General features: G+C 64.3%; 10 protein-coding genes. 4 read left to right on the forward strand and 6 right to left on the reverse strand.

Features of this window, described 5'->3' with window-relative positions:
• Positions 1–6 precede the first annotated feature (6 nt).
• Positions 7–1,323, forward strand: coding sequence for a thymidine phosphorylase (gene deoA, locus QBK88_RS14960; RefSeq protein WP_277962600.1), 1,317 nt, complete (start codon positions 7–9; stop codon positions 1,321–1,323).
• Positions 1,324–1,387: 64 nt separating this feature from the next.
• Here the strand turns inward: deoA and deoC are convergent, their stop codons facing one another.
• The 4 genes from deoC to QBK88_RS14980 all read right to left on the reverse strand — a co-directional run bounded on the left by deoC (position 1,388) and on the right by QBK88_RS14980 (position 6,576).
• Positions 1,388–2,161: a deoxyribose-phosphate aldolase gene (gene deoC / locus QBK88_RS14965; RefSeq protein ID WP_445764937.1), complete on the reverse strand. Its 774-nt coding sequence runs from the start codon at positions 2,159–2,161 to the stop codon at positions 1,388–1,390.
• 28 nt (positions 2,162–2,189) lie between these two features.
• Positions 2,190–2,726 (reverse strand): flavin reductase, encoded by a 537-nt coding sequence (locus QBK88_RS14970; protein ID WP_445764938.1) that lies wholly within the window; start codon positions 2,724–2,726, stop codon positions 2,190–2,192.
• 208 nt (positions 2,727–2,934) lie between these two features.
• Positions 2,935–5,070: a glycoside hydrolase family 3 C-terminal domain-containing protein gene (locus QBK88_RS14975; RefSeq protein ID WP_277962602.1), complete on the reverse strand. Its 2,136-nt coding sequence runs from the start codon at positions 5,068–5,070 to the stop codon at positions 2,935–2,937.
• A gap of 114 nt (positions 5,071–5,184) precedes the next feature.
• Entirely contained in the window at positions 5,185–6,576 is a 1,392-nt protein-coding gene (locus QBK88_RS14980; protein WP_445764940.1) for an efflux transporter outer membrane subunit, read from the reverse strand.
• Positions 6,577–6,727: 151 nt separating this feature from the next.
• On the opposite strand from QBK88_RS14980, the gene QBK88_RS14985 reads away from it, so the two are divergent.
• From QBK88_RS14985 to QBK88_RS14995, 3 genes are all read left to right on the forward strand, one after another.
• A complete protein-coding gene (locus QBK88_RS14985; RefSeq protein ID WP_268142963.1) occupies positions 6,728–7,366 on the forward strand; it encodes a TetR/AcrR family transcriptional regulator in 639 nt (212 codons plus the stop codon).
• A gap of 66 nt (positions 7,367–7,432) precedes the next feature.
• Complete coding sequence (locus tag QBK88_RS14990) at positions 7,433–8,533, forward strand: efflux RND transporter periplasmic adaptor subunit (RefSeq protein ID WP_277962604.1); 1,101 nt, start codon at positions 7,433–7,435, stop codon at positions 8,531–8,533.
• Positions 8,520–11,615 carry an efflux RND transporter permease subunit gene (locus QBK88_RS14995; RefSeq protein WP_277962605.1) on the forward strand — a complete coding sequence of 1,032 codons (3,096 nt, stop codon included), beginning with the start codon at positions 8,520–8,522 and terminating at the stop codon, positions 11,613–11,615. The genes QBK88_RS14990 and QBK88_RS14995 overlap by 14 nt, the downstream gene beginning before the upstream one ends.
• Before the next feature lie 18 nt (positions 11,616–11,633).
• Here the strand turns inward: QBK88_RS14995 and sseA are convergent, their stop codons facing one another.
• Positions 11,634–12,503 carry a 3-mercaptopyruvate sulfurtransferase gene (sseA, locus tag QBK88_RS15000; protein WP_277962606.1) on the reverse strand — a complete coding sequence of 290 codons (870 nt, stop codon included), beginning with the start codon at positions 12,501–12,503 and terminating at the stop codon, positions 11,634–11,636.
• A 163-nt stretch (positions 12,504–12,666) separates the two neighbouring features.
• Positions 12,667–14,085: an NAD(P)/FAD-dependent oxidoreductase gene (locus QBK88_RS15005; RefSeq protein WP_445764939.1), complete on the reverse strand. Its 1,419-nt coding sequence runs from the start codon at positions 14,083–14,085 to the stop codon at positions 12,667–12,669.
• Between the last annotated feature and the right edge of the window lie 330 nt (positions 14,086–14,415).

Below are 14,415 nucleotides of genomic sequence, written 5' to 3' on the forward strand. Positions count from 1 at the left end.
ACGTGTATGCAGTCTGTACCGCGTGAAGGGCGGCCGACGTTGGCGAGTGACGGCTGGCTCGCCCAGGAGGTCATACGTGGCAAGCGTGACGGCGGCGTATTGTCACGCGCCGATATCCAGCGTTTTGTCGCGGGTATCACCGACCACAGCCTCAGCGAAGGCCAGGTAGCGGCGTTTGCCATGGCCGTGTTGCTCAAGGGCATGACCCTGCAAGAGCGCATTGCCCTGACCGAGGCCATGCGGGACTCCGGCGAGGTGTTGCACTGGCAATTGCCCGGCCCCGTGGTGGACAAGCATTCCACCGGTGGTGTGGGCGACTTTGTCAGCCTGGCCCTGGCGCCCTTGTTGGCGGCGTGCGGCTGCTACGTGCCGATGATCTCCGGGCGCGGCCTGGGGCACACGGGGGGCACCCTGGACAAGCTTGAGGCCATTCCCGGCTATGACACCCAGCCGTCGGCACAGCGCTTTCGAGCCGTGGTCGCTGAAGCAGGGTGTGCGATTATCGGCCAGACTGCCGACCTGGCGCCGGCTGACAAGCGCCTGTATGGCATCCGCGACGTGACGGCGACGGTGGAGTCCATCGACCTGATCACGGCGTCCATCCTGGCCAAGAAACTGGCCGCTGGCCTTGATGTACTGGTGATGGACGTGAAGACCGGTAATGGCGCGTTCATGGCCCGGAGCCAGGATGCCCACGCCTTGGCCGACAGTATCGTGGCGGTGGCGCAGGGGGCCGGGGTGCGTACCCGCGCTCTGGTCACCGACATGAACCAGCCGCTGGCGCGGGCGGCGGGCAATGCCCTGGAAGTGGCCGAAGCCATCGCCTTGCTCAAGGGCCAGGTGCGCAGCCCGCGCCTGTGGGATGTCACGTTGGCGCTTGGCGAAGCAGCGCTGGTGGCTGCCGGCCTCGCCGTCGATCCTGCTGCGGCGCGCGCAAGGCTGTTGGACGCGTGGGAGAGTGGATCGGCACTGGCCCGCTTCCAGCAGATGGTCAGTGCCCTGGGTGGGCCGTCCGATCTGGTGGCGCGGCCCGATCATCATCTGCCGCATGCGCCGGTGAAAAGGCCCGTCTGGGCGCCAGCGCCAGGGCAGGTGGTGGCCATCGACACGCGGGCTGTCGGCATGGGGGTGGTACTGCTGGGAGGTGGCCGTCGCCATCCCGACGATACGTTGGACCTGTCGGTGGGCTATAGCGACCTGGCCTTTGTCGGTGAGACAGTGGGTGCGCAGCGACCGCTGGGCTGGGTGCATGCCGCCAGCGAGGCTGCCGCAGAGGCGGGGAGCCACGCCTTGCGTCAGGCCTGCCAGGTGGGGCCGGTATGAAGCCCGCCATGGCCGTCGTGCCGGACGCGTTGGGAGCCGTCAGGGCGGTCGGTTGCGCGGGCGTTCAATAGCCCGTGCGTACAGGGGCGTCCTCGATACCCAGGTGCCGCAGCAGGTCGCTCAGTACGCCGGATGCACCGAGCCTGAGGTGGGCCGGGCACACCCATTCGGCGCCCAACACCTGGGCGGCCATCTCGATGTACAGGCGCGCATCGTCCAGCGTCCGCACTCCACCCGCTGGTTTGAAACCGGCCCGACCGGCATTCTCCCTGATCACGTTGAGCATCACCCGGGCCGCTTGCGGGGTTGCGTTGACCGGTACCTTGCCGGTGCTGGTCTTGATGAAGTCGGCGCCGGCGGCGATGGCGTCGCGGCTGGCGATCTCGATCAGCGCAGGGTTGGCCAATTCGCCGGTTTCCAGAATGACCTTGAGCAACGCCTGGGCACCACAGGCCTCACGGCATGCCCGGACCAGGGCACGGCCGGCTTCACGGTCACCGGCCTTCAAGGCGCCGTAAGGGTAGACCACATCCACTTCATCGGCGCCTTCGGCGATGGCTGCCCGGGTTTCCCGCGCGGCCTGCTCGGGCAGCGGCGCGCCCGCGGGGAAGTTGGTGACGGTGGCCACGCGGATGTCCGGCGCCCCGAGCGCGTCGAGTGTCTGGCGCGCCAGGGCCACGAAACGGGGATAGACACACACGGCGGCCACCGGCCCGCAAGGGGTCACGGCCCGCCTGCACAGGGCCGTGATGGCGGCTGCGTCATCGCTGTCATTGAGCGAGGTCAAGTCCAGCAAACTGATGGCCAGGCGGGCGATTTCAGGGTTCGACAAGGGCAAGGTCGCTACTCCGGTTGAACAGGATGGGTCAGGCACCCGCCACCACGGCGGGGGGCAGACCAAGGGGGTGGTAACGCCGGTTGAAGTACACCAGTACGTCGGGGTCGGCAGGGTGGCGAATGTGCACCACCTGGCAGAACAGGATGTCGTGGGTGCCCACGCTCACGGTCTGCGACACCTTGCAATCGAACGCCAGCGTGGCACCGTCCAGCATGGGCGCGCCACTGGGGCCGGCGGTCCAGTTGGCAAGCGCGAAGCGTTCGGCTTGCGCGGTCTTGCCCCCAAAGGCGTTTGAGAGTGCTTCGTGGCCGTTGGCAAGGGTGTTGACGCAGACGCTGGCGTTGCCCGCGACCGGGCCGTGCGCCGACGAGTCTCTGTTGATGCACACCAACAGCGTCGGTGGCTGATCGGTAACGCTGCACACGGCCGTGGCGGTGAAGCCGGCGCGACCATGGGGGCCGTCGGTGGTGATGATATTCACCGCAGCGGCCAGGTGCGCCATAGCGCTGCGAAAGGCTGCGCCCGCAATCGGCGCAGCCGTGTGAAGAGGGGGGGCGTAGCTCATCAGCATGCTCCTCGATGGCATATAGAGGTCAGAGGCGGCGAGGGCGCCGCCGCAGATAACCTTGGAGCACAAAGCAGGCCAAAAAAACAAACGGCTTGCGGATCAACGGAGTAGGCGCATACAACGGAGCTGTTTTTACCATTTGGTCCACTTCGGAGCACCAGGTCTGTGCGAGGCGCCCGTATTTGGCGCTCCGTGGACCGAACCGCTACAGGGACAGCGCCTCGGCTACCTGCAGGCCCACTTCGAGTGCTTCATCCTGTGCATGGTTGGCAACCCAGACCTGGTAGTCGCCGGCGCCAATCTTGAAGACGCCATTGTCGAACCGGGCCAGTATCCGCGGCTCCAACAGGATCTCGGCCTGGGCGCGTTCGCCGGGTTTCAGGAACACCTTCTTGAAACCGGCGAGTCGTTTGGCAAAGCCGTCAGTCCCGGTTTTGCCCACGTAGACCTGCACGGTGCAGGCACCGGCAACCGCCCCGGTATTTTCGACCTGAGCGGTTACCGTGAAGCCTGGACCCTTGACCACGCTGGCATCGGACACGCGAAAATCGGTATAGGACAAGCCGAATCCGAAGGGAAATAACGGGGTGAACTTTTCCCTGGCGTACCAGCGGTATCCCACGTCCGCCCCCTCGATGTCGTAGTCGATCGGCAGGATTTCGCCTATGCGTGGCGTGCCGGGGTTGGATGTGGTGGTGCGCGGATCTGTCTGTTCTGGCCGTGGCAGCTGTGACTCGCTGGCAGGGAAGGTCACGGGCAAGCGCCCTGATGGGTTGACCCTGCCGAAAAGAACCCCGGCGATCGCCGGCCCACCGCCGGAACCCGGATACCAGGCAGCCAGCACCGCCGCCACCTTTTCAAGCCATGGCATCAGCACGGGGCCACCGGTCTGCAGCACCACGATGGTGTTGGCGTTTGCCGCGGCGACGCGTTCGATCAATGCATCTTGCTCGTCGGGTAAGCCCAGGCCGTGGGCGTCCAAGGCTTCGGACCGCCACTCCTGGGCGCAGAGGATAACCGCATCGGCGATGCGCGCGTGCGCCACCGCGAGCGCCGGGTCGGTGCCGTCGAGAAAATCGACCTGTTGGGCACCGCTCTCTTCACGAAGGGCCTGCACGATGGAAGAGGGCTGGTAGATCTTGTCGACCTGCATGCCCATGATGTCGGTGCCGGGAAGTGACAGGCTGCCAATCGGCGTGACGGCTGAGGAGCCACCCCCGCAGAGCACGCCGTGGTCCGCATGGGCGCCGATGACCAGCAGCCGTCGCAAGCCCTGCGCCAAGGGTAGTTGGCCGCCGGCATTCCTGAGCAGCACCACCCCTTCCTCAGCCTGGCGTTGGGCCACGAGCTTATGCTGGCTGTAATCGATGGGCACGGGCGAAGCTACGGGCTTGTCCAGCACGCCGACCGCGATCAGGCTGCGCACGATGCGCGTCACCATGTCAGCGATGCGGGCCTGGGGCACTGTTGCATCCCGCACCGCCTGGCGCAGCAAGTCGCCGAAATAGTCGGCATCATCCAGGTTGGCGCCCGATTGCACATCCAGTCCGGCCAACGCTGCCTTGACCGTGGAGTGCGTTGCGCCCCAGTCCGACATGACCCAGCCCGGGTACCCCCACTCCTGTTTCAGTACCTGGTTCAGCAGGAATGCGTTTTCGCAGGCGTACTCGCCGTTCACCAGGTTATAACCCGGCATGACCGCCCCCGGAGCGCCTGTTTCAATGGCTATCTGAAAGGCCAGGAGGTCGGACTCGCGCAGTGCCGCTTCGCTCAGGTTCGAGCTGGCCATGACGCGGCCTGTTTCCTGCGCGTTGACCGCGAAGTGCTTGACGGTCGAGACCACCTGCTGCGCCTGAATACCCGCCACCGACTGCCCGGCCAGCACACCGGTGAGCAGCGGGTCTTCGGCGATGTACTCGAAATTGCGGCCGCCCCTGGGGTCGCGGATCAGGTTGGCGCCGCCGGCCAGTTGCACGTTGAAGCCTTTGCTTCGGGCCTCCACGCCAACCACTGAGCCCGATGCAAAGGCAAGTTCAGGGTTGAAGGTCGCCCCCAGCAGCAGTGAGCTGGGGAGCCCGGTAGCATGGTCGCCGGGGCGGACATTTCCGAGGTTGCTGACGCCCAGGCTGGCGTCGGCCTGCTGCAGGGCAGGTAGGCCCAGGCGAGGTATGGCGGGATAAAACGCCGCCGATCCCACGGCGCCGTCCGGCTTTCTGGTGTTACCCAGAGGGATCGCCATCGGCCCGCTGAGCCAGGCAAATTTTTCGTCCTCGCTCATCTGCGCGACCAGCGCGCGTGCTCGTTCATCGGGGGTTGGCTGATGTGGGGGGTGTTCACTCATCACTGTCTTCACCGGTCGAGGATAACAAGGTTCTGAGTGGTGGCTGGCGTGGGGGTTCCCATCGCACCTGCCAGATCAGATACCCAACCACCTGGCACGCCTGGTCAGTTGGCTTCAATAGATGTTCTGCTCGCTCCAGCCGCCGCCCAGTGCCTTGTACAGAGCAACCGCCGAGGATGAAGAGGCATAGGTGGCATCCAGTCGCTGAGCCTGCATCACCTCGAGCCGTGACTGAGTTTCCAGCAGGTCGATGTAGCTGCTATTGCCATTCTGGTAACTGGCCAGCACCAGGTCGCGTGCGCGGGTGCGGGTGTGTTCGCCTTCGGTGAGCAGTTGGGTGCGGGTTTCGCCGGTCACCAATGCCGATATCGAATTCTCCACTTCAGCCGTGGCCTGCAGGACGCTTTCGCGGTAGTGCGCGAGCTTCATCGCGTAGTCGCCCTTGGCGGCTTTTACCTGGGCATCCACCCGGCCGAAATCAAATAGCCGCCAGCGAATGCCGAGCGTGCCAAGGGCTTCATTCGACGCCCCGTCGAACAGGTTGCCGCCGTGGGTCGTGGTGCTGCCGATCAATGCCGAGAGCGAGACCTTTGGATAGTATTCGGCGAGCGCTTGGCCAATGCGCTCGTTCGAGGCGGCCAGGCGCCGCTCGGCGACGATCAGATCGGGGCGCCGGCGCAACAGGGCAGCGCTGCCACCGGCGGCCTCGATGGAAGGCGCGCGGGGAATCGGCGAGGCGCTGTCCAGCGTCGAGTCGACGGTGCCAGGTGTGCGGCCCAGCAGCACATCAAGGCCATTGCGGGCTGCCGTGAGGCGTGACTCCAGTGTCGGGAGGCTGGCGCGCGTCAGCGCCAGTTCGGCGCTTGCCTGCTGCGCGTCCTGGTCTGGCGCCAAGCCTCGGGAGCGGAGCAGCGCCACCAGGCGCGCGATGTCTGCCTGGGTTTTCACTTGATCGTGGGCGACGTTCAGGCGTGCCTGCAGTAGCCTGACCAGCAAATAGCTATCCACGGTATTGGCGGTGACCTGCAGCCGCGCGGCGGCCACGTCGGCCTGGGCCGCCTGGTACTCGGCCACGGCCGCATGGGCGGTGCGGCGCAGGCCACCGGAAAGGTCCAGCTCCCAAGCGCTGGACACCCCGGCGCCATACAGGCTTGCTGTGCGATCAAAGCCGGGAAGGGAGGCTTGTTCGGCAGCCACTACCGGGTCTTCCAGTGATTGCCTGGCACGGCTTGCGCTGGCCGAGGCCTGGCCGCTGGGCAGCAACTGGGCATCTGCATGCTGGACATAGGCCGCGGCCTGCGTGCCTCGTGCCATGGCCTGTTCCAGTGTGAGGTTCTGGCGTAGCGCGGTCTGCACCAGGCTGTTGAGCACGGGGTCGTCAAAGCCTTCCCACCACGTGTCCGGGGTCAACGATGCTGGCGCCGCCTCACGTGCCACCAATGCCTTCACCCCATTGAAAGGGGTACTTGTCGCTGGTATCGGGCGTTGGTAGTCCGGGCCGACCATGCAGCCATCGATGCCGCCCAGCACCGCCAACACGAGTACACTCTGCGCACCCCTGATCAGATGTCGATTCATTTTGTTTCCCCGGACATCGTTGTGTGTTTACAGTATTGTAAAATAGTTACTCTCCTGTCAATGGATGTTTAAGACCGTTATGAAGCAGCTTCCCACGCAAGACAGCATCGAATTGCCGGCGTCTGGCCAGCGCGGCCCCGCCGAGCATGACCGCCGGCTGCAGATTCTGGAGGTGGCCAATGAACATTTCCGGCTGTACGGCTACCGCAAGACCACCGTGGCCGATCTGTCCAAGGCCATCGGTATCACCACCGCCTACATCTACCGGTTCTTCGAGTCCAAGCAGGCGATTGGTGAGGCCATCTGCGCCATGGTGTTGGGCAACCTAGACAACGAGCTGCGGCGCCTGACCGGCCTTGAGCCCTCGCCAACCCGCAAGCTGCGGGTGTTTACCCGCCAGGCACTGTTGCTCAGCCATGCGCTGTTCATGAAGGAAAGCAAGCTGTTCGAGCTGGTTCGGGTATCGGAAGAAGAGAGCTGGTGCACCGCCGCGGGCCATCAGGAGGCGCTGAATGACATGATCCGTTCGATCGTCGAACAAGGGCGAGTGGTGGGGGAGTTCGAGCGCAAGACGCCACTGGATGAAGTGGTGCTGGGTATTCAGGAGGCACTGATTCCCTACACCCGGCCTTCGGCGATGGACCGGCGACTGATGCCCGAGCTCGAGGCTGGTATGCTGGCTACTACCAGCCTGATCTTGAGAAGTCTGGCCCCCTGACGGGTGTTTTCATGTTGACATATTCGTAACCTGTAAACAGAATGCCTCCAACTTGAGGAGGCTTCTATGTCCACACATGCTCGCGTGCGCCTTACCCTGACCACCGTGGCTTGTTGCGCGCTGCTGTCAGCGTGTGGTGAGCACTCGGTTCCCGACCCCAGGGTCGACCGACCGCCCCTGGTCAGCGTCGCTACGGTCAATGCTAGCCCGCAGTTGCGAGAGCGTCGGTTCTCCGGGGTCATCGTTGCCCGGGTCGAGAGCGCCATGGGCTTTCGGGTCTCAGGCAAAATCGCCCAGCGGTTGGTCGATATCGGCCAGCACGTAAAGCGTGGCGATGCGCTGATGAGGCTCGACGTCAGCGATTTCGGGCTGGACGTGAAAAACCAGCAAGCAGCGGTGGCGGTGGCGCAGGCCGCCAGGGTGAAAGCAGACGCCGACTTTTCGCGCTTGCAGGGGTTGGTGGCCATGGGCGCGGTGTCTGCCCGTGCTTTTGATGAGGCACGGCAAGGCAAAGACGCTGCGCGGGCCAGCTGGAACGCTGCCACGGCCAGGTTGGATCTGTCGCGCAACGCTTACGGGTATGCCGTGTTGCGTGCGGACACCGACGGTGTGGTCGTGGACCGCCTCGCGGACGCGGGCCAAGTGGTTTCCGCGGGCCAGCCCGTCATTGTCCTGGCCCAGGACGGCCCTCGCGAAGCCCGTATAGAATTGCCGGAAACCCTGCGGCCGGCGTTGGGTTCGCAGGTTAGCGCACGGCTCTTTGGCCAGGATGACCACTCATTCACGGCACGCCTGCGGGAGCTGTCGGGCGCCGCCGATCCACTCACCCGAACGTTCCGCGCTCGCTACGTCCTCGAGGGTGCTTCCCAAGGCATCCCGCTGGGCTCGACGGTTGTGGTCGCCCTGCAAAGGCCGGGTGCGGCCGCCGAGCGGGAAATTCCGCTCAGTGCGCTCTATGACCAAGGCCATGGGCCAGGTGTGTGGTTGGTGGGCCACGACAGCAAAGTGCACTACGCGCAGGTGCACGTGGCGCGCGTCGGCGAGGAAACCGCCATTGTCGCCGCCGGCCTGAATGACGGCGACAGCATCGTGGCGTTGGGTGTTCACCAGTTGCATGAGGGGCAGGACGTACGCGTCGCGAAGGAGCAGAGCCATGAAAGGCTTTAATCTCTCCGAGTGGGCGGTCCGCGAGCGGGCGGTGACGCTGTTTCTGCTGGTGGCGATCTTTACCGCGGGCGCCTGGGCTTTTCTCAAGCTGGGCAGGGCGGAAGATCCTGCGTTCACCGTCAAGCAGATGACCATGATCACTGCCTGGCCCGGGGCTACCGCGCAACAGATGCAGGACCTGGTGGCCGAGCCTCTGGAAAAGCGCATGCAGGAATTGCGCTGGTACGACCGCACCGAAACATTCACCCGCCCCGGCCTTGCGTTCACCACGCTTTACCTGCTCGACAGCACGCCGCCACGCGATGTACCCGATGAGTTCTACCAGGCGCGCAAAAAAATCTACGATGCCCAGGCCAGTCGCCCGGCCGGTGCATCGCCTACTCTGGTCAACGATGAGTATTCGGACGTTACCTTTGCGCTGTATGCCTTGAAGGCACCTGGCGAACCCCAGCGCCTGCTTACCCGCCAGGCCGAAACACTGCGCCAGCGCCTGTTGCATGTGGCCGGGGTGAAAAAGGTCAATATCATCGGCGAACAGCCGGAACGCATTTTTGTCAACCTGTCCTACGCCCGGTTGGCGACGCTGGGGCTGTCACCCAATGACATCTTCAGTGCGCTGCATGGCCAGAACGCCATGACACCGGCTGGCTCCATCGAGGCCCATGGGCCGCAGATACAGATCCGCCTGGATGGTGCGCTCAACAACCTGCAGGCCATCGGTGACACACCCATCCTCGTCAACGGCAACACGCTGAAGCTGTCGGACGTGGCGGACATCAAGCGTGGCTACGAAGACCCGTCCACGTTCCTCATTCGCAACAATGGCGAGGATGCGCTGGTGCTGGGCATCGTCATGCGCGATGGTTGGAACGGCCTGGCCCTGGGCAAGGCGCTGGAACAAGAAGCCTCGGCGATCAACGCCGAGCTGCCCGTGGGCATGAGCCTGAGCAAGGTGACGGACCAGTCGGTGAACATCAGCGAAGCGATCGGCGAGTTCATGCTCAAGTTCTTCGTCGCGCTTGTGGTAGTGATGGTGGTCAGCCTTGTCAGCCTGGGCTGGCGAGTAGGGTTGGTCGTGGCGGCAGCGGTGCCGCTGACCCTGGCCGCAGTGTTCGTCATCATGCTGGCCACAGGCCGCGATTTTGATCGCATTACCCTGGGTTCGCTGATCCTGGCGCTGGGGTTGCTGGTTGACGACGCGATCATCGCGATCGAGACCATGGTGGTCAAGATGGAGGAGGGCTACGACCGGATCCGAGCGTCGGCCTATGCCTGGAGCCATACTGCGGCGCCGATGCTGTCCGGCACGCTGGTGACCATCATCGGTTTCCTGCCGGTTGGTTTCGCCCGTAGTACCGCGGGTGAGTACGCCGGCAATATCTTCTGGATCGTCGGTTTTGCGCTGATCATGTCGTGGCTGGTCGCGGTCGTGTTCACCCCTTGGCTGGGGGTGAAAATGCTCCCTGATATCCAGCGGGTCGAAGGGGGCCACGCTGCGATTTATGATACCCGCCACTATCAGCGCTTCCGTCGCCTGCTGGGTCATGTAATCGGCCGCAAGTGGTGGGTGGCGGCCGTTGTCATCGGGCTGTTCGCGTTGGCGGTCATCGGCATGGGCGCGCTGCGCAAACAGTTCTTCCCGTCCTCCGACCGGCCGGAAGTGCTGATCGAAGTCCAGATGCCCCAGGGGACGTCCATCGACCAGACTAGCGGCGCGACCGCCGAGGTCGAGCAGTGGCTCAAGACCCAGCCTGAAACCCGTAACGTGACCGCTTACATCGGCCAGGGTGCGCCCCGGTTCTACCTGGCCATGGCCCCCGAGTTGCCGGACCCATCATTTGCCAAGGTGGTGGTGCTGACCGACAACGAAACAGCGCGTGACGCCCTGAGGCTGAAATTGCGCGACGCGGTCGCCAATGGCCTGGCGCCGCAAGCCCGAGTGCGCGTCACACAACTGGTCTTCGGGCCCTACTCGCCGTACCCGGTGGCGTTCAGGGTCATGGGCCCCGACGCTGATACCGTTCGGGAAATAGCTCAGCGCGTGAGCAGTGTCATGCAGGCCGATGCGAACATGCGCACCGTCAACACGGACTGGACCGAGCGCGTACCCACCGTGCACCTGGTGCTCGATCAAGACCGCCTGCAAGCGTTCGGCCTCAGCTCCCAGGTGGCCGGCGAGCAGTTGCAGTTTCTGCTCAAGGGCACGGCGGTCACCCAGGTTCGCGAAGACATCCGCACCGTCGATGTGGTGGCCCGGTCTGCCGGCGATACACGCCTGGACCCCGGCCGGATCGACGACTTCACCCTCATCGGCAAAGGCGGCACGCGCGTACCGCTGGCCCAGGTGGCGGATATCCAGGTTCGCCAGGAGGACCCCATCCTGCGCCGCCGGGACCGCACACCGACCATCACGGTGCGGGGCGATATCGCGGAAGGTACCCAGCCGCCGGATGTGTCCATGAGCGTATGGAGAGCGCTTGAGCCTGTGGTGCGACAACTGCCGGCGGGCTACCGTATTGAAATGGCCGGTGCCCTGGAGGAGTCGAGCAAGGCCAATGACGCGCTCGCGCCGTTGTTCCCCATCATGTTGATCCTGACCATGATCGTGATCATCTTCCAGGTTCGCTCATTGGCCGCCATGGCCATGGTGTTGGCGACGGCCCCACTGGGGCTGGTGGGGGTGGTACCGACCCTGATGATTTTCCACCAGCCGTTTGGCTTCAACGCCCTGATCGGCTTGATCGGCCTGGCCGGTATCCTGATGCGCAACACGCTCATCCTGATTGGGCAGATCCGCACCAACGAGCAGGATGGCCTGGCACCTTATGACGCAGTGGTGGAAGCCACGATACAGCGCTCGCGCCCGGTATTACTGACTGCCATGGCGGCCATCCTGGCATTCATTCCGCTGACCCAGTCAGTGTTCTGGGGCACCCTGGCGTATACGTTGATTGGTGGCACGTTGGGCGGCACGGTACTCACCCTGGTGTTCCTGCCGGCGCTGTATGCCATCTGGTTCAAGATCAAGGCCAGGCAGCCGCAGGCCAAATCCGTTCCTGCAGCCGCCACGTCGAACCGGTAGCCCAGCGCCTGGTGTGACCTACCGCGTGGCCGGCCCCCGAGCCTTGGGCAGCTCGGGCTGGCTGCCCCATTCGGTCCAGGAACCGTCGTACAACGCGCCCACGGGCAAGCCTGCCGCCGCCAGGGCCAGGCTGATAATGGCCGCGGTCAGGCCACTGCCGCAGGTGGTGACGACGGCTTGCCCGCCGTCGACACCGAGCTGGGCAAAACGCTGACGCAACTGCTCGGCGGGCTTGAAGGTCTGGTCGGCTTTGAGCAGTTCGTTGTAGGGCAGGTTGAGGCTGTGCGGAATATGCCCGGCTTCTACCCCAGGGCGGATTTCCGCGGCTTCGGCGCGGTAGCGTGCCCCGGCGCGGGCATCGAGCAGCAGCTCGGCGCCGGTTTCCAGGTTGTGCTGCACATCGCCACGGCCGCGCAACAGGGCAGGGCGAAAGGCCACATCGAACTGGCTGCGGTCAGTCGTCACGGCGCCGCTTTGCAACGCGCGCCCTTCATCGCGCCATTTGGGCAAGCCGCCGTCGAGGACCGCCACCTGCTCGTGGCCGAACAGTTTGAGCAGCCACCAGGCACGGGCCGCCGAGAACAACCCTTTCTGGTCGTAGATCACGATGCGCGCATCGTTGCGCAACCCCAGTTCACCGGCCAACCGGGCAAAGCGGCCCTGCGAGGGGACCATGTGCGGCAGGGAGGTATCGGGGTCGGAGAACAGCTCGATATCGAAAAAGCGCGCGCCTGGCAGATGCGCCTCATGAAACAGGGCCAGGGCATCCAAGGGCTCGTTGGGCAGATAGGCACTGGCGTCGAGCACCTGCAGGGCGGGTTTGCCAGGTTCGTTGGAAACAAGCTCGTCAGCCAGCCACTGGCTGTCAACGAGGGGGCCGAAGGTCATGGTCATGCTCCTGATACCGCCGGCAAGTGGCCGTCCACTGCCGTCAACGCCGCCCACCCTAGCAGAGCGCTGACAGATTGATTAATAACGAAAAAAAAGGCAGTTAGAACGGCAGGCCCCCAGGCCGCGGATGACCGCTATTCTGGGGGCCGAACGTGCGGCTTCAGAACCGTTGGAGGCTGAACGCACGGGTATCCATGAGCGGCGTTTCACCCAGCAAGAGGCTTGCGGTCAGCTCCGATGACACTGGGCTTTCCGTCATGCCCCAGCCCGTGGCGGTGTTGACGACAAGGCCCGGGTACCCATCGACCACGGAAATGATCGGTGCTTCATCGGGGGCGATTGCCATGGCACCGCTCCAGCGATCGATGACCCTGGCGTCCTTGAAGGCCGGGAATTCGGCTCTGAGCTTGACCAGCGAGTCGTCCAGGTCCCCCAGGTCGGGCACTGCCACCATGTCCCGGTACCGCTCAAAGGGTGAGGCTTCGCCCAAGGCCCAGTGCGTGGGTTGCGTGAGCGACTGGATAAGCTGCTCGTTCAAGGCGATGTGCACGGGGAAGTCTGGCTCCGACAGCAGCCCCAGGTATTTATAGCCGTACTGGAACGACTCCTTGACCACTGGGGCGGTGATGATCCTGGGGGAAGTCGCGTAGGTGCCATCGGCTTGTTCCCTGAAAAAAATGTTTCCGGGCAAGGCCACGTTCCCCTTGGGAGCGCCGGCTGGGCCGCTGATGATCTGCTGGGACTGGTAGGCGGGCAGGGTGGGAATGCTGACGCCCAGGTTTTCCAGGAACAGCCTGGACCAGGCCCCTCCCGCAAGCACCACCCGCGAGGTACGTATGACGCCGTTCTCGGTGACCACATCGGATAGGCTTCCGGCTTCGGTTTCGATGCCCCTGGCCGCGCACTGGGTAAAGAATTTCACGCCGGTTTTCTTTGCGTACTCGGCCATCACGAAGGAGGTGATTTCCGAGTCAAGGCTGCCGGAATCCTCTTCGAACGCGGCGACTTTCCAGGCCGTGGTGGAATCGGGCAGCCGGCTCTTCAACTCGCTGCCGTCGATAAACCGGGTGTTCAGGGCAATGCCGAAGGGTTGTGCTTCGCTTTTTTCCTTGATCCACCGGGCAACGTGTTCCATCTCCTCCTCGTTCTGGGGGACCTCGACCCTGCCTTGGGTGCGGTAACTGGTGTCGGCCCCTACCTTGGCGTTCATTTCGCGCCACATTTTCTTGCCCAGTTGATGCATCAGGAAGGTCGCGCCTTCCATCCTGTAGGTGATGACCTGGCCATACGCCCTGGAGGATTGCTCGCCCGCGATATCGCCCTTCTCGACGACCACCACCGACAGTCCGCGTTCAACCAGGCTGATAGCGGTCATGATGCCGTTGATGCCGGCTCCGATGACAACGACGTCTGCCTGTTTGGGCAGGGCCTCTTTGCTGCCTTCGACAAACCCATACCGTGGGCGGCCAGGTACCAGGCTGCCTTCGCGCCTGATCATGGGGGTGACGACGCCGGCGGCCCCCGCCACTGCCAAAGCGGCTCCAGCGCCCATCAGTAGTTTTCTTCTCGATATGCTCATAACGCAACTTTCCTGGTGTCGTTGTGAAACGTGACTGCGAGGTGCATGGGCTTTCCCGCCCGACCTGATTGCATGAACGGTTGCGTGTCTGGCCGCGTAAGCGATGGATGCGGTGCGTCAGGCACTGCGCGGCGCCCGGGACGCGGCCAGGTTCGCTACAGGGGAGGGGAGTGCGGCTTTTCCGGGGGGGCATTGTGGTGGGCGCTCAGAGCGCCCACCACCGAAAGTTTTTCATCCGAGCCATGCGCGTCGCGCATGGCTTGAGCGGACAGGCCGCGTACCGGGCACCGACCAGCCTCTGGCTTATCGAGCGTGTCGCCGGCAGGTCCA

Origin of the sequence: Pseudomonas sp. RIT-To-2 (genome assembly GCF_029623465.1) — a bacterium.
In the GTDB taxonomy this organism is placed as follows: Bacteria; Pseudomonadota; Gammaproteobacteria; order Pseudomonadales; family Pseudomonadaceae; genus Aquipseudomonas; species Aquipseudomonas silvicola.